The 23,540-nt window shown below is 65.9% G+C and carries 18 protein-coding genes; 9 read left to right on the top strand and 9 right to left on the bottom strand.

All coding sequences use genetic code 11. The features are described 5' to 3' along the window. Positions 1-7: 7 nt before the first annotated feature. From BLS61_RS09225 to pilG, 7 genes are all read right to left on the bottom strand, one after another. Complete coding sequence (locus BLS61_RS09225; RefSeq protein ID WP_090430085.1) at positions 8-1,027, bottom strand: chemotaxis protein CheB; 1,020 nt, start codon at positions 1,025-1,027, stop codon at positions 8-10. After that, positions 1,024-8,292, bottom strand: coding sequence for an Hpt domain-containing protein (locus tag BLS61_RS09220; protein WP_090430083.1), 7,269 nt, complete (start codon positions 8,290-8,292; stop codon positions 1,024-1,026). The genes BLS61_RS09225 and BLS61_RS09220 overlap by 4 nt, the downstream gene beginning before the upstream one ends. A 25-nt stretch (positions 8,293-8,317) precedes the next feature. Continuing rightward, positions 8,318-9,178 carry a protein-glutamate O-methyltransferase gene (locus tag BLS61_RS09215; protein WP_090430410.1) on the bottom strand — a complete coding sequence of 287 codons (861 nt, stop codon included), beginning with the start codon at positions 9,176-9,178 and terminating at the stop codon, positions 8,318-8,320. 60 nt (positions 9,179-9,238) lie between these two features. Beyond that, a complete protein-coding gene (locus BLS61_RS09210) occupies positions 9,239-11,275 on the bottom strand; it encodes a methyl-accepting chemotaxis protein (protein ID WP_090430407.1) in 2,037 nt (678 codons plus the stop codon). A gap of 223 nt (positions 11,276-11,498) precedes the next feature. Next, complete coding sequence (locus BLS61_RS09205) at positions 11,499-12,035, bottom strand: chemotaxis protein CheW (RefSeq protein WP_090430082.1); 537 nt, start codon at positions 12,033-12,035, stop codon at positions 11,499-11,501. Positions 12,036-12,080: 45 nt separating this feature from the next. Continuing rightward, positions 12,081-12,446, bottom strand: coding sequence for a twitching motility response regulator PilH (gene pilH / locus BLS61_RS09200; RefSeq protein WP_004373130.1), 366 nt, complete (start codon positions 12,444-12,446; stop codon positions 12,081-12,083). A 47-nt stretch (positions 12,447-12,493) separates the two neighbouring features. After that, positions 12,494-12,901 (bottom strand): twitching motility response regulator PilG, encoded by a 408-nt coding sequence (gene pilG / locus BLS61_RS09195; RefSeq protein ID WP_003458788.1) that lies wholly within the window; start codon positions 12,899-12,901, stop codon positions 12,494-12,496. A 242-nt stretch (positions 12,902-13,143) separates the two neighbouring features. Here pilG and gshB point away from each other — a divergent pair, with 242 nt between their 5' ends. The 8 genes from gshB to BLS61_RS09155 all read left to right on the top strand — a co-directional run bounded on the left by gshB (position 13,144) and on the right by BLS61_RS09155 (position 21,252). Then, entirely contained in the window at positions 13,144-14,100 is a 957-nt protein-coding gene (gshB, locus tag BLS61_RS09190; RefSeq protein ID WP_090430080.1) for a glutathione synthase, read from the top strand. Between the two features lie 88 nt (positions 14,101-14,188). Further along, a complete protein-coding gene (locus BLS61_RS09185; RefSeq protein WP_090430077.1) occupies positions 14,189-15,085 on the top strand; it encodes an energy transducer TonB in 897 nt (298 codons plus the stop codon). 131 nt (positions 15,086-15,216) lie between these two features. Next, on the top strand, positions 15,217-15,786 hold the full coding sequence (locus BLS61_RS09180) for a YqgE/AlgH family protein (protein ID WP_090430075.1): 570 nt from the start codon (positions 15,217-15,219) through the stop codon (positions 15,784-15,786). Then, on the top strand, positions 15,783-16,220 hold the full coding sequence (gene ruvX / locus BLS61_RS09175) for a Holliday junction resolvase RuvX (RefSeq protein ID WP_090430074.1): 438 nt from the start codon (positions 15,783-15,785) through the stop codon (positions 16,218-16,220). Before BLS61_RS09180 ends, ruvX begins: the two co-directional genes overlap by 4 nt. A 30-nt stretch (positions 16,221-16,250) precedes the next feature. After that, entirely contained in the window at positions 16,251-16,754 is a 504-nt protein-coding gene (gene pyrR / locus BLS61_RS09170) for a bifunctional pyr operon transcriptional regulator/uracil phosphoribosyltransferase PyrR (protein WP_090430072.1), read from the top strand. Between the two features lie 11 nt (positions 16,755-16,765). Further along, on the top strand, positions 16,766-17,773 hold the full coding sequence (locus BLS61_RS09165; protein WP_090430070.1) for an aspartate carbamoyltransferase catalytic subunit: 1,008 nt from the start codon (positions 16,766-16,768) through the stop codon (positions 17,771-17,773). Continuing rightward, a complete protein-coding gene (locus BLS61_RS09160) occupies positions 17,773-19,044 on the top strand; it encodes a dihydroorotase (protein ID WP_090430068.1) in 1,272 nt (423 codons plus the stop codon). The genes BLS61_RS09165 and BLS61_RS09160 overlap by 1 nt, the downstream gene beginning before the upstream one ends. Before the next feature lie 300 nt (positions 19,045-19,344). Then, positions 19,345-21,252 carry a beta-ketoacyl synthase gene (locus tag BLS61_RS09155; RefSeq protein ID WP_090430066.1) on the top strand — a complete coding sequence of 636 codons (1,908 nt, stop codon included), beginning with the start codon at positions 19,345-19,347 and terminating at the stop codon, positions 21,250-21,252. 89 nt (positions 21,253-21,341) lie between these two features. Here the strand turns inward: BLS61_RS09155 and cysQ are convergent, their stop codons facing one another. Then, positions 21,342-22,160 (bottom strand): 3'(2'),5'-bisphosphate nucleotidase CysQ, encoded by an 819-nt coding sequence (cysQ, locus tag BLS61_RS09150; RefSeq protein ID WP_090430064.1) that lies wholly within the window; start codon positions 22,158-22,160, stop codon positions 21,342-21,344. Next, a complete protein-coding gene (nudE, locus tag BLS61_RS09145) occupies positions 22,157-22,723 on the bottom strand; it encodes an ADP compounds hydrolase NudE (RefSeq protein WP_090430062.1) in 567 nt (188 codons plus the stop codon). Before nudE ends, cysQ begins: the two co-directional genes overlap by 4 nt. A gap of 124 nt (positions 22,724-22,847) precedes the next feature. Here nudE and yrfG point away from each other — a divergent pair, with 124 nt between their 5' ends. Continuing rightward, positions 22,848-23,510: a GMP/IMP nucleotidase gene (yrfG, locus tag BLS61_RS09140; protein WP_090430060.1), complete on the top strand. Its 663-nt coding sequence runs from the start codon at positions 22,848-22,850 to the stop codon at positions 23,508-23,510. The last annotated feature ends 30 nt before the right edge of the window (positions 23,511-23,540 follow it).

Genomic DNA, 23,540 nt, shown 5'->3' with positions numbered 1-23,540 from the left:
AAGGTCCTCAACTGCAATGTTCGGCGAGGTGATTGACCAGCGCCACGGCCAGCTCGCGCGGATCGGCGCTGAAGCTGCTGTAACCGCCTTCGCGCAGGCTGTCGGGCATGCTCGGGCTGGCGCAGCTGTCGGCGCGCTGGGTCCAGATCACCCCGCCCTGGCGTTTGACGTAAGCAGCGGCGGCGCTGCCGTCGCTGCCCATGCCGCTGAATGCGATCACGCCGCACTGGGCACCGAACTGTTGCGCCAGGTTGAGCATCATCTGGTCGATGGAAGGGCTGTAGGGTTCCGGCCAGCCGCGTTCGGCGATCTGCATCGCGCCGTCCTCGGCAAAGCCCAGCTCCCGTGCGATGGGCGCCACCACCACCTCGCCACAGCGCACCGGGTCGCCATGCCGCGCCGAGTTGACATGCCACTGGCTGTGACGGCCGACCGCCTGCGGCAACGCCGCCTCGAAACTGGCGTCGATGTGCTGGGCATAGATGAAGCCGATGGGCAGCCCACCGGGCAGCGCATCGAGGAAGGCCTTGACCGCCGCCGGACCGCCCAGCGAGGCGGCCAGCAACCACACTTGCCGCGCCGGCTCGCCGGCCTTCAGCGGCGTGTTGGCCAGTGCCTGCGGCAACTCCAGACGCGTCGGGCGCTGCGCCTCGTCGAGCAGCGCCTGCAGGCTCGGCCCGACCGCCTGGGTCGGATCGCCCACCAGGCGCTTGAGCTTGCCGAACAGGCTGCGCTCCCAGCGCGGGTAATTCTCCGAATGGCGCTCCGGCGCGTGGCCCTCGCCGAACAGCACCGGGGCGCTGGCGCGCTCCAGCAGGCTGTCGACCAGTGGCGAATCTTCCGACTGCGCCAGGTCCACCAGCCACAGGTCGGTGTCGCAGGCGGCCAGCGCGTCCTCGTCGAGGCGCGCCGGGTCACTGTTGAGCACCACCTGGTAGCCGCCGCCGGCCAGGGCCTGCTGCAGCACATGACGCTGCAGCGAGGTGTCGGCAATTACTGCAATACGCGCTGAGGATTTGTCTGTCATGTCCGTTTGACCCGGTGGCTATCCACCAACTGTGCAATGGTGTCGAGCAGCAAGGACTCCTGATAGGGCTTGCCGAGGTACTGGTTGACGCCGATGGCCATGGCCCGCTCACGGTGCTTCTCGCCGGTACGCGAGGTAATCATGATGATCGGCAGGTCCTTGAGGCGCTCGTCGTGGCGCACCAGCGTGGCCACCTCGAAGCCGTCCATGCGCGGCATCTCGATGTCCAGCAGCATGATGTCGGGCTTGTGCTCCTGCAGCTGGGCGATGGCGTCCACCCCGTCCTTGGCGGTGACCACGTTCATGCCGTTACGCTCGAGCAGGCGGCTGGTGACCTTGCGCACGGTGACCGAATCATCCACCACCATGACCAGCGTCGGGCGGTCGAGGTCAACGTCCTCGTTGGCGGCAGCCTGGCGCGAGGCCAGGCGTGGCATCAGCTGGCTCTGCAGATGCGCGTGCAGCACGCGGATGGTCGCCAGCAGGTCGAGAATCACCACCACGCGGCCGTCACCGAGGATGGTCGCACCGGAGATGCCATGCACTCCGGCGAATTGCGGCCCGAGGCTCTTCACCACGATCTCGCGCGAACCGGCCAGGCTGTCCACCTGCACCGCCACGGCGTGCTCGCTGGAGCGCACCAGGATCACCGGCAGCGGCAGGCTCTGGCCCACCAGCTTGGGCTGCTGGCCGTTGTTCAGCAGGTCACCCAGGTACTTCAGCTCGTAAGCCTGCCCGGCGTATTCGAAGCGCGGCGCATCGGGGGCGTAGTAGGCCTCCAGCTCGTAGGGCGAGACGCGCACGATACCCTCGATGGTGTTCAGCGGGATGGCGTAGAGGTCTTCGCCGGAGTACACCATCAGCGCACGGTTGACCGACACGGTGAACGGCAGGCGAATGGTGAAGCGGGTGCCCTGGCCGACCGTCGAGTCGATGCTCATCGAGCCGCCGAGCTGCTTGACCTCCGAATGCACCACGTCCATGCCGACGCCGCGCCCGGAAATCTGCGTGACCTTCTCCGCGGTGGAGAAGCCGGCTTCGAGGATGAACTGCAGCACCTCGTGATCGCTCAGGTCGCTGTCGGCATCCATCAGGCCACGCTCGATGGCCTTGCGCCGCACGGCCTCCAGGCGAATGCCACCGCCGTCGTCATCCAGGGTGAGGACGATGTCGCCACCCTCACGGCCGAGATTGAGGCGGATGGTGCCGGTGTCCGGCTTGCCGGCGGCGCGGCGCACATCGGCCATCTCGATGCCGTGGTCGACGGCGTTGCGCAGCATGTGCTCCAGCGGCGCGACGATACGTTCGAGCACGGTGCGGTCCATCTCGCCTTCGGCGTTGCCGACGATGAATTCGACCTGCTTGCCCAGCTCGCCGGCCACCTGCCGCACGATACGGCGCAGACGCGGCACCAGGCGATCGAACGGCACCATGCGCGTACGCATCAGGCCTTCCTGCAGCTCGGTGTTGACCCGCGCCTGTTGCAGCAGCAGGGTCTCGGCGTCACGGTTCTTCGCCGCCAGGGTTTCCTTCAGATCGAGCAAGTCGGAAGCGGACTCGAACAGCGCCCGCGACAGCTGCTGCAGCTGCGAGTGACGGTCCATCTCCAGCGGGTCGAAGTCCTCGTAGCCGGCACGCTCGGCCTCGGCCTGGTAGCGGCTGAGAATCTGCGCCTGCGTTTCGGTGTCGAGACGACGCAGCTGATCGCGTACCCGGTCGATGGTGGCTTCCATCTCGCTCAGGGTGAAACTGACATCACTGACCTGCTGTTCGACGCGGCCGCGGAAGATCGAGGTTTCACCCGCCAGGTTGACCAGACCTTCGAGCAGCTCCGCCGGTACCTTGACCAGCTCCTGCGGCGCACGGCGGGCGGCAGCCTCCTGAGCGGCCTCCTGCGCACGCTGCACGAACGGCAGGACCTTGGGCGCCTGTATCTGCGTCGGCGCTTCACTGGCGGCGACGATGGGGTTGCGCAGGCTGGCGACCGTGGCCGCTTCCGGCTCGGCCTCGATCACGGGAGCCACTGCCGGTTCATCGGCGAGACTGGCGCTCAGGCGCTGGCGCAGCAGGTCGAGTTCCTGCTGCAGCCCTTCGAAGCCGGACTGCACGTCGAGCAACAGGCTTTCCGGCCAGGGCGCGCCCTGTTGCAGCGCCTCGCTGAGATGCTGTTCCAGGTCGTGGCTCAGATCGCCGAGACGCTTCTGCCCGGCCAGGCGCGCGCCACCCTTGAGGGTGTGCAGGATGCGCAGCATCTCGTCGATGGCATTGCCGTCGTCGCGCTGTTCTTCCCAGCGGCCGATGGCGCTTTCCATCGCCTCGAGCAGGTCGTCGCCTTCCTCGAGGAAGATATCCAGGATGTCGCTGTCCGCTTCCTCGGCGTCGTCGTGTTCGACCACGGCCTTGAGCTGCACCGCCGACGGCATGCTCAGCTGCTCGTCTGGGTTGGCCCGGAAGCGCTTGATGGTTTCGATCAGGGCATCGCCCTGCGGAACCGCACGCTGGCCGCGCACGGCTTCGAGCATCTCGGCAAGACGGTCGTGGCAAGCCTGCAGCAGGCCGAACAGCTCCGGGCTGGCGCGCAGACGACCGGCGCCGAGGCCTTCGTAGAGAAACTCCAGTTCGTGGGCCAGATCACCGATCTCGCGGATCTCGGCCATGCGCGCACCACCCTTGAGGGTGTGCAGGTCGCGCTGCAGGGCTTCCAGCTCCAGGCTGTTGTCGACGTCGGCCATCCAGCGCTGCAACGCGGCGCCGGCGCTGTCGATGATGTCGAAACCTTCCTCGAGGAAGATTTCCACCAGCTCGGGATCGCGCTCATCGTGCCAGTTGGCCAGGGTTGCGCTCTGTGGCTCGGGCTCGGGCTCGGGCTCGGGCTCGGGCTCGGCAACAGCTTCGCTCGCAAGCGGCTCGGCGTCGGACTGCAGCTCGATTTCATCGACCAGCGGCAACTCGGTCTCGGGCTCGGCCTGTGGCTCTGCATCGAGCAGCAGATCGTCCTCGACCAGTGCCAGGGGCGGCAGCTCGAAACTTTCGGCCTGCTCTTCGGCGACCTCGATGGGCATGTCGTCCGGCTCAGGCTCGACCTGAGCGACGGCGGCCGACAGGCTCTGCGGAGCTCCGCCCTGACGGAACTGACGGATCGCCTCGATCAGGTCATCACCGCAGACCAAGGGACGGCGAGCCTGCAGCTGATCGAGCATCTGCGCCAGGCGATCGTGGCTTTGCTGCAGCAGGCTGCCCAGCTCCGGCGAGTAGCTGTAGCGGCGGTCGACCAGCCCCTCGTAGAGCGACTCCAGCTCATGGCCAAGATCACCGATCGGGCTAATCGCAGCCATGCGCGCGCCACCCTTGAGGGTGTGCAGGTCACGCTGCAGGGAGGACAGCGGCAGGGTGTTGTCCGGCTCGCCGAGCCAGCGCTCGAGCGCCTGGCCGGCGCTTTCCAGAATATCCACGGCCTCTTCGAGGAAGATCTCCACCATTTCTTCATCGAGATCGGCGTCGGCAGAGAACGATTGTTCTGCGACCGGCGCCTCGACCTGCGGCTCTTCGCCCTGCTCGTCGATGCTCGGTGCCTCGATCGTCAGCTCGTCCGGGGCGTCCGGCTCGGCATCGGCCTGCTGCAGTTCGGCAGTGGCCTGGTCCAGTTCGATGATTTCCAGCCCCTCGGCGCCAGGCGCCAGCAGGGCCAGGGTGTTCGGGTCGATGGCTTCGCTGAGCAGGTCGCGCAGGGCCTGCACCCGCTCGGGCTGCGGGCTGACCTGCAAGGCGGCCGCAACCTGATCCATCATGCCGATCAGCGCTTCGTGAGCCTTTTCCGCTTCGTCGAAGAAGCGTTCGCTGACGGCCAGGCTGCCTTCTTCCACCGCGCCATAGAGGTCCAGCAGGGCTTCGCACAGCTCGTCGATCTGCGGCAGCTCGGCCATCTCGGCACCCCGACCGAGGGTGGTCAGCTCTTCCAGCAGCGCAGACAGCTCCTGACGCTCGGACGGATGCTCGCGCCATTTGCGCAACAGGTCCTCGACATCGAGCAGGATGTCCATGCCTTCGGCGAGGAAGATGCTGATCAGCTGCGGGTCACGGCTTTCGCCATGCTGCGCCATGCGCTCGTCTTCGACGTTGGCGAGGCGCTCCTGATGCAGGCTCTGCACCCGTGCGAGGAACGCCTCGGCACCGGGGATGGCCGCCAGCGGCTGGCTCTCCAGATTATCGAGGCCGATGCGGAACAGGCCCTCGGCGCTGCTGAGCAGCTCGGCGGCAGCCAGGTCCACCTGAATCAGGTTGGTCTTGAACTCCTTGACCAGCTTTTCCAGCGGCGCGGCGATTTCCGCCACCGGCAGGATACCGGCCATGTAGGCGCTGCCCTTGAGGGTATGCAGCGCGCGCTGCAGGTCATCGGTCACCGGCTGCGGCAATTCCTGCGCGCAATCGGCGAGGAAACCCACCAGGGTATCGAGGTGGGTTTCCGCCTCGTTGCGGAAGATTTCCAGCAACTGCGGGTCGAGGGGATCGTCGTCGAGCGACGAGTCGGCAACCGACTCGGTCTGCTCGACAAGCGCGGTAGCTTCGTCAACGCCCGCGGGCTCGGCTACCTGCTGGGCGGCCGGGGCGTCAGATTTTGGGGGCGTCAGACCCTTGGCCAGGGCATGCGCGGTAGCGGCCAGCAGGTCGACGTCATCACGCTGACGTTGCGCCTTGGCGGCGAACTCCTCGACCAGCGCCGGCATCAGCGCCACCACGTCGAGCACCACCTGCTGTACCGGCTCGTTCGGCTCGATGCTGCGGTCCAGCACGCGATTGAGCAGGTTTTCGATGGACCAGGCCAGCTCGCCGATGATCAGCGCACGCACCATGCGGCCGCTGCCCTTGAGGGTATGGAAGGCGCGACGGACTTCGATCAGCGCGTCCTTGTTGGCGGTATCGGCCTGCCACTGTGGCAGGTATTCGGCGATGGTTTCCAGCACCTCGCCGACTTCCTCGATGAAGACTTCCAGCAGCTCTTCATCCACCGGCTCCTCGTCCGCCGGTGGCGGCAGCAGGCTCGGCGGCACGTCGGCGGCAGGCGGGTTGATGGCCTGTACCGGTGCGGCCATCACGTCAGCCATCGACAGCGGTTTCTCCGCCGCTGGCACCTCGGGTTCGGGCTCGGGGGCGCTGGGCAATTCGACTTCCGGCAACTCCAGCTCGGCCAGCTCAAGCTCGTCCCACTGCGGCGTCTCGGCCAGCGGGTCCAGGCTCAGCTCTTCGAGTTCCAGCACAGGCTCGGACTCGGCATCGAGCAACGGCGCGGCGATGATTTCTTCGCTCTGCAGCGCGGGCAGTTCCTCGAGCGCGTCCACTTCGAAGGTGAAGGTGTCGCCAGCCTCGCTCGCGGTAGGCAGCTCGGGCTCGGCGTCGAGCGATTCGAGCGCGACGGCGTCTTCGCCGGGCTCGGCCAGCTCGAACGTCAGCGGCGCTGGCTCGGCCAGGGGCTCTTCGAGGTGTTCGTCCTCGGCGCCCAGCAGCTCGATCTCCTGCAGCGGGTCGGCCAGCGGTGCCAGCGGTTCTTCCTGCGGCTCGACGCGATCGAGGATCGACGGCTTCTCCTTGAGCGGATAGCCCAGAGCTTCCAGGCTTTCCTCGGCGACATCGAGAATCAGGTCGCCCTGGGCGCCATGGTCTTCGGCCAGACGCTCGAGGTAGTACTCGACGCTGGTGATGGCGTCGGCCAGGGTGTCCAGGCTCTGCCAGTTGGGCACGGCCTTGCGCGCCAGCAGTTGCTCCTGGATGTAGCGGTTGCAGGCGTTGAGCAGGTCGGCGGCGCGCTGCAGCGGGATCATCGCCAGGCCGCCACGGACCTGAGTCAGCAGTTCGGGCACGCGGGCCAGGTGCTCGTGGTTCCACTGCGAGGCGATGAACTCGATGATCGCGTCCTTGGCCTGTTCCAGGCCGTTGCGCGCTTCCTTGATCACCAGCTGGTGGATCTGCGCCACATCGGTGGTCGGCAGGTGGCTCTGCTCGTTCTGGCTGTCGTCGCTCGGACCGACCATGCCGGCCAGGGTGGCCTCGACGTAGAGCAGCGCACCGGCGACGTCCATCAGCACCGCGTCGTTGGGCTCGCGCTGACCGAGAGACAGGCTGTGGACCACGTCGATCTGATCGAGGATGACCTTGCGTGGCTGACCGAAGCCGAGCACGGCCAGGGTATCGGCGATCTGCTTGAGCGGTGCCAGCAGGGCATCCAGTTCGCCGGGCTGAGTGCGATCGCTGCGCACGAACAGGTCCAGGCTGTCCTTGACCCGCACCAGCTCCTCGCACAGCGCGGCGACCACCGAGCGCATGGCATCGCGGTCGGGGCCGGCCAGACGGGCGCGCTCCTCGTCCACCACCTCGTTGTCGGGCAGTGCTTCGTCGAGACGGTACTGTTCCTTGAGGGCGCGGATGCGCGGCGACTGCGCCGGCGCCTTGGCCACGTAGAACAGCAGGTTCTTGGTCAGTTCGTCCGGCGCGGACTGGTTGATGCCGTCGGCGCCCTGCTCGACCAGGCGCTTGAGCTCCTTGTCGACCTGGCGCAGCAAGGTACGCACCGAGGTGCCATTGACCACGCTGCCGTTGGCCAGGCCTTCGACCAGGCCGGAGGCGATCTGCCACAGGCCGCCCAGCGGGGCGTCCTTGCACAGGCTTTCCAGACGCGCGAAGACGCGGGCCATGTAACCAAGGTTGGTGGCCAGGTCCTGATTGCGGATCACGCCGACCAGCGCCATCTGCAGCATCTGCCGCAGTTTGCGCAGCAGCACCGGTAGTTCGGCGGTGCGCAGGCGCGCCATGCTGCCTTCCGGCAGCGCCGGCAGGCGAGTGGACATGTCCGGGGAGAACAGGCTGGTTTCCGACAGCAGCTTCTCGCCGCGGGCGGCGCGCAGGTCATTGAGCAGCGGCAGCACGACCATCGGCAGATCGCGGCGCGCGGTCTGGATGCGGTCCAGGTACACCGGCAGCTGCAGGATGGCCTGCATCAGCACTTCCAGCGCCTCGCCCTGGTTGGCCACGCGGCCCTCCATCAGCGCCTTGGCCAGCTGCTCCATTTCCTCGGCGAGCAATGCGGCGCCGTAGAACTCGACCATCTGCAAGGTGCCGTGAACCTGGTGCACGTAGGTCAGGCAGAAGCGCATGCGCGTGGGGTCCTGCGGGTTCTCGACGAACGCCTCCAGGGCCTGCCGCGCCTGCTTCAGGGTTTCCCCTATCTCGCCTTTGACCCACTCCAGGGCGACATAATCATGCCGATCACCCATAGCCACTCCACTCATAAACTTGGCCTTATCCCTTGCGGGTAAACGCCAGAACTCGCTCGTCGGCCACCGGCACCAGTTGCGGGTGCTGCCAACCGGCTACTTCGCCCACGCCCACGACCAGCAGGCCACCCGGCGCCAGGCTCTCGGCCAGGCGGTTGAGGATGTCGCGGCGACGCCAGCGGCGGAAATAGATCAGCAAGTTCTGACAGAAAATCACATCCATGCCGGACATCGGCGCCTTGGCCAGTTCCAGCACATTGAGCTTGGCGCAGCACACGCGCGCCGCCAGGCTCGGTACCACCTTGAAACGTCCATCGGCCTGCGCGATGAAGTAGCGCTCGCGCAGCTCATCGCTCACCTGCTCCAGGCGCCGCGCCGAGTAGCAGGCCTCGCGTGCCTTGCTCAGCGCACCCTGGCTGATGTCCGTACCGGTCACCGCGAAGTGCTCGGGCAATTCGCTGCCCTGCAGGGTCTCGGCGGCCAGAATCGCCAGCGAGTAGGGTTCTTCACCACTGGAGCAACCCACGCTCCACAGTTCCCAGGGTTTGCCCAGACCCGCTGCCAGCCGCTCCTGCAGGTACTGCGAGAGCACCTCGAAGGAAGGCGGATGACGGAAGAAACGGGTTTCCTGCACGGTCAGTCGATCCAGCAGGGTCGACCACTCCACCGCGCCACGCGGGCCATCGGTAACCTGGCGGTAGTAGCTGGCGTAATCCGCCACGCCCAGTTCGCGCATGCGCGCGCTCAGGTTGGTTTGCAGAAAGGCGCGCCGCTGCTCGCTGATCACCACGCCGGTACGCGCCTCGAGCAGCGTCTGCCAGTCGTGGAAATCGGCTTGCGACATATCGGTCACCGGGCGCAATGCCCACACGCCCGCTGACTGCATACCTTCGCCCTGGGTCATGGCTGTGTTGCAGTGGCTGCAGCCAGCCACCGCGCTCCTTTATCAGGCGTCTGGCAGGGTGAAGCCGGACACCGACTTGCGCATCTCGCTGGCCATCTTGGCCAGGTTACCAATGCTCTTGGCGGTGGCGGTGGTACCCGAGGACGTCTGCGAGGTGATCTCCTGGATCACGTTCATGGTGTTGGAAATGTGGCCGGCCGAAGAGGCCTGCTGACGGGCCGCGTTGGAAATGTTCTGGATGAGGGCCGCGAGGGTCTTCGATACCTTCTCGATCTCTTCCAGTGCCACACCCGCGTCCTGCGCCAGGCGGGCACCGCGCACCACTTCGGAGGTCGTCTGCTCCATGGAGATAACGGCTTCGTTGGTGTCGGTCTGAATGGTCTTCACCAGCGCCTCGATCTGCTTGGTCGCCGCCGAGGAACGTTCTGCGAGGCGTTGTACCTCGTCCGCTACCACGGCGAAGCCGCGGCCCGCATCACCGGCCATGGACGCCTGGATCGCGGCGTTCAGTGCGAGGATGTTGGTCTGGTCGGCAATGTCGTTGATCAGGCTAACGATGTCACCGATCTCCTGGGACGATTCACCGAGGCGCTTGATCCGCTTCGAGGTGTCCTGGATCTGCTCACGGATGTTATCCATGCCGGTGATGGTGTTGTGTACGACTTCGTTGCCCTTGTTGGCGATGGCTACGGAGCGTTCCGCTACCGCAGAGGATTCCGAGGCGTTCGCCGATACCTGGTCAATCGACACGGCCATTTCGTTGATCGCCGCGGAGGCGCCGGCAATTTCCTGCGCCTGGTGCTCGGACGCTTCCGCCAGGTGCATCGCCGTGGCCTGGGTTTCCTGGGCCGCACCGGCTACCTGAACGGCGGTCAGGTTGATGGTGGCTACCAGGTCGCGCAGCTGGTCGATGGAGTAGTTGATGGAGTCGGCGATGGCACCGGTGAAATCTTCGGTTACCGTCGCGGCCACGGTCAGGTCACCGTCGGCGAGGTCGGCGATTTCATCGAGCAGACGCAGAATCGCCGCCTGGTTACGTTCGTTCTTCTCGGCGGTTTCGGCCAGTCGGCGGTTGGTCTCACGCACCATCACCAGGCCGATGAGGATGATCGAGCCCAGCGCCAGGGCGCCCAGCACGTAACCGAACAGGGTGTTCAGCGCACGCCCCGAGGCCAGATCGTCGAAGCCGTTAGCCAGTTGCGAGGCCTTGTCCAGCAGGGTCTGCGACACGGTGAAGATGGCGTTCGCCGATTCACGCACCTGGAACAGTTCCGGCGAGGTTTCGAGAATCTCGTCCACCGAACCGGATACGAATTCGAACAGCTCGGAAATCTCCGCCAGACGCTCGAGGGCTTCCTCGTCGGTCACCTGGCTGATCTCCATCGCCGCGTTGCCTTCGAGCATGGCGGCCAGTACACGGCCGAACAGGCTGGCGTCGCGGCCGAACATGTCGGCGGCCTGCACCGAATCCTCGTCACCGGCCAGTACCTTGTTCACCGAGCCGAGGATACGTTCGGCCAGCAGCGACTGACGCTGGGCCACGGAAACCTGGGCTGCCGGCGCACCGCTCTCCAGCAGGATGTCGACCACCTCTTCGTACTCGACCTGCAGCTGCGGAATGGTTTCCGCCAGGGTGGCGGCTACCTGGTGCAGCGACAGTACGGTCTGCTCGCTGGCGAGAATGGCGTCGGTGTTCTGCCGCAGCGCATCCCAGTCCTGCTGCACCGCGGCCATCTGCGCCTGCACGGCTGCCGGCGCCGGCGGCAGGCCGGTGCTGGCATCGCCATCGGTCAGATAACCCCAGCGCTGCTGGAAGTCGTTGCGGGCTTCGCGCAACAGGCCGAAGGCCGCGGCGGTACCCGCTGCCGCTTCGGTGGCATCCTTGGCGATACGCTGGGACAGTACGCGCAGCTCACCGGAGTGGCCGATGTACTCGGTATCGTAGCTGGACTGGGTGTTGATGTAGGCGAAGTTCGCGAACAACAGCACGATGGAAACGATAAGCACGACGAACAGCGCTGCGATCAGCGTACTGCTGCGTGCCCCCGCCAACAAATTGCCTGCATTGAGTTTTTTCATCATCTGGCCCCCGCCTGGACCGACCGCACTAGGGTTCCCATGTAACGCCAAAAGGTCGGAAGAACCGACCCAACCGAAAAATCCGCAGGCTCTGCAACGACCGCCTGCTCTGGCAATCCTGCCTCGAAAGTGCCTTGAGTTCGCTCATCTACTGCCATGAGCTGCACTGTCCGCCGACTTTCGCCTTGTCTTGCCTGCCTCGCCTACGCCTTCAAACAGCCTGCTAATAGGCAACATCGAGAAAGCCCGGATCGGCCGCCAGCGCATGCGGGCTGAACACCAACCAGGGCTGTTCCCGTTGAAAGACACCGTGGATGAACGGCGCAATGCTCGCCTCGAGGGGCGGCAATTGTTCTGAGAAGGCATCCACGGGGAAATGCTGCATACCGAAGACTTCGTCGACCGTCAGGCCGGCGAAGATTTCCTGATGGTCGACCACCAGGACACGCCGCAGCTTGCGCAACGGCGAAAGTTCATTACCGAAGAACCCGCACAGGTCCATGATCGGCAACAGGCGGCCACGCACGTTGGCCACCCCCTTGACCCAGCCCTTCACACCCGGCAGCAGGGTATAGCGCGGCTCGTGCAGCACCTCCCCCACCTCCCCCATCGGCGCGACGAAGAAGCGCTCGCCCATGCGAAAGCCGATACCGCTCCAGGTCTGCACCGCCGCCTGCTGCGACGGCAGGCCGGCCGCCAGGGCTCGGCAACGCTGGTCGATCTCGAGGAGAATCTGGAAGGGAGTCTGCGCGTCCGACATACCAGCCGTGGCCTTCTTCTTATCTAATACGCGGACGGCACGGCATCAGCCGGCCAGCACCGCATTGAGGGTTTTCAGCAAGGTTTCTTCGTCGACCGGCTTGGTCAGGTAATCCTTGGCGCCCTGGCGCTTGCCCCAGACCTTGTCGGTTTCCTGATCCTTGGTGGTGACGATGATCACCGGGATGTGGCTGGTTTCGGCGTCCTTGGTCAGTTGACGAGTCGCCTGGAAGCCATTGAGGCCGGGCATGACGATATCCATCAGGACCGCGTCCGGCTTCTCCTGACGGGCCAGGGCCACGCCGTCGGCGCCGTTTTCCGCTTTCAGTACCTGGTGACCGTGCTTTTCCAGCATGGCGGTCAGCTTGTACATCTCGGTCGGGGAGTCATCAACAATCAGAATTCGAGCCATGGTGTTTCCCAATGCAGAAGAGACGCGGGGGCCGCAAGGCCGCTACGTCAGGAGGCTTGTTCCACCGGGGTGAAGTCCGGCACGTGGGCTTTGATCGCACCGAGCAGCTCTTCCTTGCTGAAGGGCTTGGTCAGGTATTGATCGGAGCCGACGATACGACCCTTGGCCTTGTCGAACAGGCCGTCCTTGGAGGACAGCATGATCACCGGGGTGGATTTGAAGGCACTGTTGTTCTTGATCAGGGCACAGGTCTGATACCCGTCGAGACGCGGCATCATGATGTCGACAAAGATGATGCTGGGGTGAGTGTCGGCAATCTTGGCCAGGGCATCGAAGCCATCGACCGCGGTGATGACGTCACAACCCACTTTTTTCAGCAGAGTTTCGGCGGTGCGACGAATCGTTTTCGAGTCGTCGATCACCATCACTTTCAAACCCTCGGAATGCTGTTCCATGTTCGCCCTACCATCGCCTCGGTGAGTCGTTATATTCGCGTTATCAGTATGCCTGAGGCCCAGTCGCCGATGGGGCTTGACCCAATCGTCGGGCCTTTTTAGCACACTCTCCAGATGCAATCTATAAGCCCGCCGGGGCAGCGCCAACCCTTGACCAAGGCCCCGGCCAACGCCACCCTGACAGCTTCTTACGGCATGGCCAACCCGGCCTCTACCCTCTTATCTCGCGGAGAGTTACCCCCATGAGCCTTCGTCTCGGGATCGTCATGGATCCGATTGCCAGCATTTCCTTCAAGAAGGACAGCTCGCTGGCCATGTTGCTGGCCGCTCAAGCACGCGGCTGGTCGCTGCTCTACATGGAGCAGCAGGATCTGTATCAGGTTCGCGGCCAGGCTCGCGCCCGCATGCGCCCGCTGGAAGTGTTCAACGATCCGCAGCGCTGGTTCACCCTTGGCATGGAACAGGACACGCCGCTCGCCGAACTGGACGTGATCCTGATGCGCAAGGATCCGCCCTTCGATAACGAGTTCGTCTACTCCACCTACCTGCTCGAGCAGGCGGAGCGCGATGGCGTACTGGTGGTCAATCGGCCGCAGAGCCTGCGCGACTGCAATGAAAAGTTCTTCGCCACCCAGTTTCCCCAATACACACCACCGACCCTGGTCAGTCGGCGCCCCGACATTGTGCGCCAGTTTGCCGATGAGCACCGTGACATCATTCTCAAACCCCTTGATGGCATGGGCGGCTCGCAGATCTTTCGCCACCGCGCAGGCGACCCCAATCTCTCGGTGATTCTGGAAACCCTGACCCTGCACGGCCAGCAGCAGATCATGGTGCAGGCCTACCTGCCCGCCATCAAGGACGGCGACAAGCGCATCCTGATGATAGACGGAGAGCCGATACCCTACTGCCTGGCACGCATTCCCGCCGCCGGAGAAACCCGCGGCAACCTGGCGGCCGGCGGGCGCGGCGAGGCCAGGCCGCTGACCGAGCGCGATCGCGAGATTGCCGCGGCCGTCGGCCCGACCCTACGCGAAAAGGGATTGATCTTCGTCGGACTGGACGTGATCGGTGATCACCTGACCGAAATCAACGTCACCAGCCCAACCTGCATCCGCGAGATCGATGCGGCCTTCGATACCCGCATCGGCGAACGCCTGATGGACTGCATCGCCAGCAAGCGCGGAGCAAAAGCTTGACGCAGGTGGCAGCCTGGCGCCTGCAACTTGCAGGCGCCCACCGCTACCCGGCAGACTGCGCCCCATTCGAACGCAGACCCGAAACACGATGAACGCAGCAGCCACCCCACCGACCATGTCCTCCGCCACCGTCCGACCGGCGGATCGCCTGGGGTTCACCCTGTTTCTCGCTGCCGCATTGCACGTGGCGCTGATCCTCGGCGTCGGCTTCACCCTGGAGTCGCCGCCGGAAATCAGCAAGACGCTGGAAATCACCCTGTCTACCTTCAAGAGCGAGGAAAAGCCCAAGGAGGCGGACTTCCTGGCGCAGGACAACCAGCAGGGCAGCGGTACGCTGGAACATGCCGCCGCGCCGAAGACCACCGAACAGGCGCCCTTCCAGGACAGCGAGGTGCGCAAGGTCACGCCGCCCGCCACTCCGCAGCAGCCTGCCACCCGGCAGGAAGCGCCCAAGGCCGCGGTCGCCACCCGCGCGCCGCAGCAGCAGAAAACACCGGTCAAACGCGAGGAAAGCAAACCGGTTGCGGAAACGCGCCCGGCCCCGGTGTTCGACGCCACTCAGCTGTCGGCGGAGATCGCCAGCCTGGAGGCCGAACTGGCGCAGGAGGTCCAGGCCTACGCCAAGCGCCCGAAGATCCACCGCCTCAACGCCGCCTCGACCATGCGCGACAAGGGTGCCTGGTACAAGGACGAGTGGCGCAAGAAGGTCGAGCGCATCGGCAACCTCAACTACCCCGACGATGCCCGCCGCCAGCGCATCTACGGCAGCCTGCGCCTGCTGGTGTCGATCAACCGTGATGGCAGCCTTTATGAAGTCCAGGTGCTCGAGTCCTCCGGCCAGCCGGTGCTCGACCAGGCCGCGCAACGCATCGTGCGCCTGGCCGCGCCCTACGCCCCCTTCACCGGCGACCTGGCCGATATCGACCGCCTGGAAATCATCCGCACCTGGCGCTTCGAACGCGGCGATCGGCTTTCGAGCAACTAGCGACAACGGCACTGGCCCGACGTAGGGTGCGCCGTGCGCACCATTTTTCAAGCGACAGCATTGGCCGGTGCGCACGGCGCATCCTACGGGATGGCTTGTAGCCCGAGGCTTGTCGCTCCAAACTAGGCGCCATGAAGAATTCAGCCCCCATCTCGCTCAAGCATCACTTCCTGATCGCCATGCCGCACATGGCCGATCCGAACTTCGCGCAGACCGTCACCTACCTGGTCGAACACAATGAGCAGGGTGCGATGGGCCTGGTGATCAACAAGCCCAATGGCCTCAGCCTGGCCGACGTGATGGAGCAGCTGCGCCCCGAGGAAGAGCCGGCAGCGCTGTGCCACAGCCTGCCGATCTTCGCCGGCGGCCCGGTACAGACCGACCGCGGCTTTGTCCTGCATCCGGCTGGCATGCAGTTCCAGGCGACCCTGGAGCTGGGCGAGCTGGGCCTGTCCACCTCGCAGGACGTGCTGTTCGCCATCGCCGACAGCATTGGCCCGGACAAGTACCTGATCGCCCTTGGCTACGCCGGCTGGGAGGCCGGGCAGCTGGAGGCGGAGCTGGCCGACAACGCCTGGCTGACCTGCCCGGCCGACAGCGCCATTCTCTTCGACTTGCCCTTCGATCAGCGCCTTAATGCCGCGGCAGCACGCCTGGGGGTCAACCTCAGCCTGCTCACCTCGCAGGTCGGGCACGCCTGATGAGCGACAAGCCACTGCGCCTGCTACTGGGCTTCGACTATGGCACCAAGCAGATCGGCGTCGCCGTCGGCCAGGTAATCACCGGCCAGGCCCGCGAGCTGTGCGTGCTCAAGGCGCAGAACGGCGTGCCGGACTGGAGCCGCGTCGAGGCACTGATCAAGGAATGGCAGCCGGACGCCGTGGTGGTCGGTCTGCCGCTGAACATGGACGGCACGCCCAGCGAGATGAGCGCCCGCGCCGAGAAGTTCGCCCGCCGCCTCAATGGCCGCTTCAACCTGCCGGCCTATACCCACGACGAACGCCTGACCACCTTCGAGGCCAAGGGCCAGCGCCTGCGCGAAGGCCAGAGCGGCGGCTACCGCGAGCGCCCCGTCGATGCCATTGCTGCCGCCCTTTTGCTACAAGGCTGGCTAGAGGAAAACTGTCCGGGCTGAGCGAGTCGGCCCGCACCAAGGAGTTTCGCCATGCTACCGAACCCCAACGACCTGCTGCCGGCCATGGCCAGCGCCCTGACCCAGCATCTGAACCAACGCCAGATCAGCGAGCCGCGCTTCATCGGCATCCGCACCGGCGGCGTCTGGGTCGCCCAGGCCCTGCTGCAGGTGCTGGGACGCGATGACGCCCTGGGCATCCTCGATGTCTCCTTCTACCGCGACGATTTCACCCAGAACGGCCTGCACCCGCAGGTACAACCGTCCGAACTGCCGTTCGAGATCGAAGGCCAGCACCTGGTGCTGATCGACGATGTACTGATGAGCGGGCGCACCATCCGCGCTGCGCTGAACGAGCTGTTCGACTACGGCCGCCCGGCCAGCGTGACCCTGGTCAGCCTGCTCGACCTGAATGCCCGCGAGTTGCCGATCCGCCCCGACGTGGTCGGCGCTACCCTGTCGCTGGCGGCCAACGAGCGGGTAAAATTGTCCGGCCCCACGCCGCTGACCCTCGAACTCCAGACGCTCGCCAACTGAGACTCCCCGCGATGACGCCACTCGCCGCCAAGCGCCCGCTGCAGCTGAACGACCAAGGTCAGCTGCGTCACTTCCTCTCACTCGACGGCCTGCCCCGCGAGCTGTTGACCGAAATCCTCGACACCGCCGACTCCTTCCTCGAAGTCGGCGCGCGCGCGGTAAAGAAAGTCCCGCTGCTGCGCGGCAAGACCGTGTGCAACGTGTTCTTCGAGAACTCCACGCGCACCCGTACCACCTTCGAACTGGCCGCCCAGCGCCTGTCGGCCGACGTCATCAGCCTCAACGTGTCGACCAGCTCGACCAGCAAGGGCGAGACGCTGTTCGACACCCTGCGCAACCTCGAGGCCATGGCCGCCGACATCTTCGTCGTGCGCCATGCCGACTCCGGCGCCGCGCACTTCATCGCCGAGCACGTGTGCCCGAACCTGGCGATCATCAACGGCGGCGACGGCCGTCACGCGCACCCGACCCAGGGCATGCTCGACATGCTCACCATCCGCCGCCACAAGGGCGACTTCGACAAGCTCTCGGTGGCCATCGTCGGCGACATCCTGCACTCGCGGGTGGCGCGCTCGAACATGCTGGCCTTGAAGACCCTGGGTTGCCCGGATATCCGCGTGATCGCGCCGAAGACCCTGCTGCCCATCGGCCTGGAGGAAAGCTACGGCGTGCGCGTGTTCACCGATGCCAACGAAGGCCTCAAGGATGTCGACGTGGTGATCATGCTGCGCCTGCAGCGTGAGCGCATGCAGGGCGGCCTGCTGCCCAGCGAGGGCGAGTTCTACCGCCTGTTCGGCCTCACCGAGCAGCGCCTGAAACTGGCCAAGCCCGATGCCCTGGTGATGCATCCGGGCCCGATCAACCGCGGCGTGGAGATCGAATCGGCGGTGGCTGACGGCCCGCAGTCGGTGATCCTCAACCAGGTCACCTACGGCATCGCCATCCGCATGGCCGTGCTGTCCATGGCCATGAGCGGGCAGAACGCCCAACGTCAACTCAACGCCGAGGAGGCCAACTGATGCGTACCGCAATCCTCGGCGCCCGCGTGATCGACCCGGCCAGCGGCCTGGACCGGGTCGCCGACCTCTATATCGACGGCGGCAAGCTGACCGCCATCGGCCAGGCCCCGGCCGGTTTCACTGCCGACAAGACGCTCGACGCCCAGGGCCTGATCGCCGCCCCCGGCCTGGTCGACCTGTCCGTGGCCCTGCGCGAGCCCGGCTACAGCCGCAAGGGCAGCATCGCCACGGAAACCCTGGCCGCCGCGGCCGGCGGCGTCACCAGCCTGTGCTGCCCGCCGCTGACCAAGCCGGTGCTGGACACTCCGGCGGTGGCCGAGCTGATCCTCGATCGCGCCCGCGAAGCCGGGCACACCAAGGTCTTCCCCATCGGAGCACTGAGCAAGAATCTCGCCGGCGAGCAGCTGGCCGAGCTGGTCGCCCTGCGCGATGCCGGCTGCGTCGCCTTCGGCAACGGCCTGGACAACTTCCGCAGCGCCCGCACCCTGCGCCGCGCGCTGGAATACGCGGCCACCTTCGACCTGCAGGTGATCTTCCACTCGCAGGATGCCGACCTGGCCGAAGGCGGCCTGGCGCATGAAGGCCCGACCGCCAGCTTCCTCGGCCTGGCCGGCATTCCGGAAACCGCCGAGACCGTGGCCCTGGCCCGCGACCTGCTGCTGGTGGAACAGAGCGGCGTGCGCGCGCACTTCAGCCAGATCACCAGCGCCCGCGGCGCCGAACTGATCGCCAATGCTCAGGCCCGCGGCCTGCCGGTAACCGCCGATGTGGCGCTGTACCAGCTGATCCTCACCGATGAGGCGCTGATCGATTTCTCCAGCCTCTACCACGTGCAGCCGCCGCTGCGTTCGCGCTTTGATCGCGACGGCCTGCGCGAGGCGGTGAAGGCCGGGGTGATCACGGCCATCGCCAGCCACCACCAGCCGCACGAGCGCGACGCCAAGCTGGCGCCCTTCGCCGCCACCGAGCCAGGCATCAGCAGCGTGCAGTTGCTGCTGCCGCTGGCCATGAGCCTGGTACAGGACGGCCTGCTCAATCTGTCGACACTGCTCGCGCGCCTGTCCAGCGGCCCGGCCGCGGCCCTGCGCCTGCCGGCCGGCGGCCTGGGCGTCGGCAGCGCCGCCGATATCGTGCTGTTCGATGCAGAGGCTTCCACCGTCGCCGGCGAGCAGTGGTACTCCAAGGGCAGCAACTGCCCGTTCATCGGCCATTGCCTGCCCGGCGCGGTGCGCTACACCCTGGTCGACGGGCATATCAGCTACCAGGGCTGAGCCCTTCGAGCCCGCCAGCCGGCGGGCTCGCCAGCGAAATACGCTGTCCCGTAGGGTGCGCCGTGCGCACCAACCTCTGAGGGCAGCGGTGCGCACGGCGCACCCTACCCGCTAACGACCTTCCCACCCGCGACACGCCTTGCACTCGCCACGACATTGGACGAATGAGTGACTCGACAGTCATGATCCACGTCAGGTTAGGCAGCCGAATATTTCCAAACGCCACCGCCCTATGACTCCGCTCGCGCCCAATGGCGCCGGCCTGGCGTCGCGCTGGCCTTGTTCAGGAGCTTTTGAGTTATGTCGCGCTTACCTGTGATCGTGGGTTTTGGGGGTTACAACGCAGCCGGGCGCAGCTCCTTCCACCACGGTTTCCGTCGTACCGTGCAGGAGTCGCTGGAGCCTCAGGCACGCCAGGAAACCCTGGCCGGGCTGGCGCAGATGATGAAGCTGGTACGCGTGGTCGATGGCCAGTACCGCGATCAGGATGGCCAGCCGCTGAGCCTGGCCGACATCGAAAGCCGCTACGCCAAGGACATTCTCGCAGGCACCCTGGTGCGCCGCATCGAGAAGCAGCATCTGGACCCGGACGCCGCCCACTGGCAGAAGAGCATCGGCGTCGCCCCCGCCAATGGCGCCAACCTGAGCTTCATCACCCAGCGCAAACAACTGCCCGAGCCACTGCCGGCCAACTGGTCGGTAGAAGAGCTCGACAGCAATGAAGTGCGCGTCACCTTGCACGACAGCTGCGAATTCAAGGTCGACAGCTACCGCCCGCTGGCGGTGAAGTCCGCCGGCCAGTTGCCCACCGGTTTCGAGCCGAGCGAGCTGTACAACTCGCGTTTCCATCCGCGCGGCCTGGCCATGACCGTGGTCGGCGTCACCGACGCGCTGCGTTCGGTGGGCATCGACTGGCAGCGCATCGTTCAACATGTCGCCCCGGACGAGATCGCCGTGTTCGCCAGCTGCATCATGAGCCAGCTCGACGAGAACGGCTTCGGCGGCATGATGCAGTCGCGCCTCAAGGGCGGCCGCGTAACCGCCAAGCAACTGGCCCTGGGCCTGAACACCATGCCGGCCGACTTCATCAACGCCTACGTGCTCGGCAGCGTCGGCACCACCGGCAGCATCACCGGTGCCTGCGCCACCTTCCTCTACAACCTGCAGAAGGGCATCGAGCAGATCGCCTCGGGCAAGGCGCGCGTGGTCATCGTCGGCAGCAGCGAGGCGCCGATCAACCAGGAGTGCATCGAGGGTTACGGCGCCATGGGCGCGCTGGCCACCGAGGAAGGCCTGCGCCAGATCGAGGGCAAGGACGAGGTGGACTTCCGCCGCGCCAGCCGCCCGTTCGGCGACAACTGCGGCTTCACCCTGGCCGAAGCCTGCCAGTTCGTGGTGCTGATGGACGACGAGCTTGCGCTGGAGTTGGGTGCCGACATTCACGGCGCGGTGCCGGACGTGTTCATCAATGCCGACGGTTTCAAGAAGTCCATCTCCGCTCCCGGCCCGGGCAACTACCTGACCGTGGCCAAGGCCGTGGCCAGCGCCGTGCAACTGCTCGGCCTGGATGCCGTACGCAGCCGCAGCTTCGTCCATGCCCATGGCTCCAGCACCCCGGCCAACCGCGTCACCGAGTCGGAGATTCTCGACCGCGTCGCGGCGGCCTTCGGCATCGAGCAGTGGCCGGTCACGGCGGTGAAGGCCTTCGTCGGCCACTCCCTGGCCACCGCCAGCGGCGACCAGGTGATCGCCGCCCTCGGCGCCTTCAAGTACGGCATCGTGCCGGGCCTGAAGACCATCGACGCGGTCGCCGGCGACGTGCATCAGGAGCACCTGAGCCTGTCCACCGTCGATCGCAAGGTGGGTGAGCAGGCACTGGACGTGGCCTTCATCAACTCCAAGGGTTTTGGCGGCAACAACGCCAGCGCCCTGGTGCTGGCCCCGCACGTGGTCGAGCGCATGCTGCGCAAGCGCCACGGCCAGGCCGCCTTCGACGCCTACCTGGCCCGCCGCGAAGCCACCCGCGCCGCCGCAGCTGCCTACGACCAGCAGGCGCTGCAGGGCAAGCTGGACATCATCTACAACTTCGGCAACGACATGATCGACGACCAGGCGATCTCCATCACCACTGAAGAGATCAAGGTGCCGGGTTTCGACCAACCGCTGGTGTTCAGGAAGGACGAGCGCTACAGCGATATGCTCGATTGAGGCTCAGCACGGCAACCGCCCTACACAATCCGTAGGGTGCGCCGTGCGCACCAGCAAATCCGCCTCGTCATCGGTGCGCACAGCGCACCCTACAACGTCCTCGCCAATTCGATCAGCTCGCCACGCCACTCGGCGGCCGCCGGCAAGGCCAGGAACGAAGGGTTTAGAAAGGATTCGCGCGCCTCGTAGGTCAGCACTTCGCCAGCCAGATTCAGCACTGCGCCGCCCGCCCCTTCCAGCACGCCCTGCGCCGCGGCGGTGTCCCACTGCGAGGTGGGCGCAAGGCGCGGGTAGCAGTCGGCATTGCCCTCGGCCAGCAGACAGAACTTCAGCGAACTGCCGATATTGGCCAGCGCCGGCTCGCCGAAGCGCGCGACCAGCTCACCGAGCAAGCGCTCCTGCGCCGGACTCGAATGGCGCTTGCTGGCCACCAGGGTAAAGCCCTGCGCCGGCGCCAGACGCACGTTGATCGGCCGCTCATCGCCCGGCGCTTCGCTGCGCCAGGCGCCCAGGCCGGCACCGCCGTAATAGCAACGGCCATTGGCCGGAATGCCGACCACGCCGAAGACCACGCGGCCACGCTCGATCAGCGCGACATTGACGGTGAACTCCTCGGAACCGGCGATAAATTCCTTGGTGCCATCGAGCGGATCGACCAGCCACCAGCGCGTCCAGGCCGCGCGTTCGGCCAGCGGAATGTCGGCGGCCTCTTCCGACAGCACCGGCACATCCGGCGCCAGCGCGCGCAGGCCATCGAGCAGGATATGGTGGGCGGCCAGGTCGGCAGCGGTGACCGGCGAGGCATCGGCCTTCTCCGTCACGGCCAGGTCGCTGCGCCAGTACGGCAGGGTCGCCGCACCTGCGGCACGTACCAGCTCGATCACCCGGGGAATATGGGGATGACTCACTGCACGAACTCCCCGCGCTGACTCAGCAGGTCACGCACCAGGTACAGCGCGGCCAGGGCGCGGCCCTCGCTGAACTGGGCGTGCTGGGCCAGGCTGGACAACTCGCGCAGGTTGATGCGGTCGACCCGCATCGGCTCCGGCTCGTCGCCGGGCAGGCGCTCCTCGTACAGATCGCGCGCCAGCACCACCTGGATCTTCTGGCTCATGTAACCGGGCGAAAGGCTCAGCTCGGTGATGTACTCCAGCTCATGTGCGCCGAACCCCGCCTCCTCCTTGAGCTCGCGATTGGCCGCCACCAGCACGTCCTCGCCCGGTTCGATCAGCCCCTTGGGCAGCGACAGCTGGTAGTCGTCGGTGCCGCCGCAGTATTCCTCCACCAGCACCGCGTGCTCGGCATCGAGCATGGCCACCACCATCACCGCGCCGTAGCCGGCGCCCTTGCCCACCAGGCGTTCGTAGGTACGCTCGACCCCATTGGAGAAGCGCAGCTGCAGTTCCTCGACGCGGAACAGGCGACTGCTGGCGACTATTTCACGGGCGAGCACCGTGGGCTTCTGACGCATGGGACAACTCCTTGGCGTGACCTGGCGGGTTATCATACCCCGGCTTTTGCGATTATCCCCGGCGCAGATTGCATGATCGCGACGCGGGCCGGCAGATTCACGACTCTCATCACTGGGCGCGCCCATGCCTTCACTCCCCTGGCACCAGATCGACACCGTCCTGCTGGACATGGACGGCACCCTGCTCGACCTGCATTTCGACAACCACTTCTGGCTCAAGCACCTGCCGCAGCGCTATGCCGAGCACCATGGCACCAGCCTGGCGCTGGCCGAGGCCGAGCTGTTGCCGCTGTTTCGCCAACATGCCGGTACGCTGAACTGGTACTGCACGGACTTCTGGAGCCGCGAGCTCAAGCTCTCGATCCGCGATCTCAAGCGCGAGGTGGCCCATCTGATCGCCCTGCGTGCGGATGCCGAGCTGTTCCTGCGCGCCCTGCGCGAGGCCGGCAAACGCGTGGTGCTGATCACCAATGCGCACCGCGATTCGCTGTCGCTGAAGCTGGAGCGCGTCGAGCTGGCGCCCTGGTTCGAACGCCTGATCAGCTCCCACGACTACGGCTTTCCCAAGGAGAACCAGCAGTTCTGGTTTGCCCTGCGTCAGGACGTGGACTTCGATCCGGCGCGCAGTCTGTTCATTGACGACAGCCTGCCGATTCTTCGTAGCGCCGGTCGCTTCGGCATCGCCCATCTGCTCGCCGTGCACCAGCCGGACAGCCAGGCCGAGCCCAAGGACACCGAGGAATTCGACGCGGTGGAGGATTACCGGGCGCTGATCGAGGGGTTGTAGATCCGTGGCGCACTGTGATGCGACAACCCT

Origin of the sequence: Ectopseudomonas guguanensis (assembly GCF_900104265.1) — a bacterium.
GTDB classification, from domain to species: Bacteria; Pseudomonadota; Gammaproteobacteria; order Pseudomonadales; family Pseudomonadaceae; genus Aquipseudomonas; species Aquipseudomonas guguanensis.
Note: the sequence above shows the minus strand (reverse complement) of the source record. Positions and strands in the feature narration are given on the sequence as shown.

What these genes read in the sequence shown, in the direction of transcription:
- BLS61_RS09225 (WP_090430085.1), bottom strand. Translation starts at nt 1,027, where the DNA reads ATGACAGACAAATCCTCAGCGCGTATTGCAGTAATTGCCGACACCTCG.
- BLS61_RS09220 (WP_090430083.1), bottom strand. Translation starts at nt 8,292, where the DNA reads ATGGGTGATCGGCATGATTATGTCGCCCTGGAGTGGGTCAAAGGCGAG.
- BLS61_RS09215 (WP_090430410.1), bottom strand. Translation starts at nt 9,178, where the DNA reads ATGCAGTCAGCGGGCGTGTGGGCATTGCGCCCGGTGACCGATATGTCG.
- BLS61_RS09210 (WP_090430407.1), bottom strand. Translation starts at nt 11,275, where the DNA reads ATGAAAAAACTCAATGCAGGCAATTTGTTGGCGGGGGCACGCAGCAGT.
- BLS61_RS09205 (WP_090430082.1), bottom strand. Translation starts at nt 12,035, where the DNA reads ATGTCGGACGCGCAGACTCCCTTCCAGATTCTCCTCGAGATCGACCAG.
- pilH (WP_004373130.1), bottom strand. Translation starts at nt 12,446, where the DNA reads ATGGCTCGAATTCTGATTGTTGATGACTCCCCGACCGAGATGTACAAG.
- pilG (WP_003458788.1), bottom strand. Translation starts at nt 12,901, where the DNA reads ATGGAACAGCATTCCGAGGGTTTGAAAGTGATGGTGATCGACGACTCG.
- gshB (WP_090430080.1), top strand. Translation starts at nt 13,144, where the DNA reads ATGAGCCTTCGTCTCGGGATCGTCATGGATCCGATTGCCAGCATTTCC.
- BLS61_RS09185 (WP_090430077.1), top strand. Translation starts at nt 14,189, where the DNA reads ATGAACGCAGCAGCCACCCCACCGACCATGTCCTCCGCCACCGTCCGA.
- BLS61_RS09180 (WP_090430075.1), top strand. Translation starts at nt 15,217, where the DNA reads ATGAAGAATTCAGCCCCCATCTCGCTCAAGCATCACTTCCTGATCGCC.
- pyrR (WP_090430072.1), top strand. Translation starts at nt 16,251, where the DNA reads ATGCTACCGAACCCCAACGACCTGCTGCCGGCCATGGCCAGCGCCCTG.
- BLS61_RS09165 (WP_090430070.1), top strand. Translation starts at nt 16,766, where the DNA reads ATGACGCCACTCGCCGCCAAGCGCCCGCTGCAGCTGAACGACCAAGGT.
- BLS61_RS09160 (WP_090430068.1), top strand. Translation starts at nt 17,773, where the DNA reads ATGCGTACCGCAATCCTCGGCGCCCGCGTGATCGACCCGGCCAGCGGC.
- BLS61_RS09155 (WP_090430066.1), top strand. Translation starts at nt 19,345, where the DNA reads ATGTCGCGCTTACCTGTGATCGTGGGTTTTGGGGGTTACAACGCAGCC.
- nudE (WP_090430062.1), bottom strand. Translation starts at nt 22,723, where the DNA reads ATGCGTCAGAAGCCCACGGTGCTCGCCCGTGAAATAGTCGCCAGCAGT.
- yrfG (WP_090430060.1), top strand. Translation starts at nt 22,848, where the DNA reads ATGCCTTCACTCCCCTGGCACCAGATCGACACCGTCCTGCTGGACATG.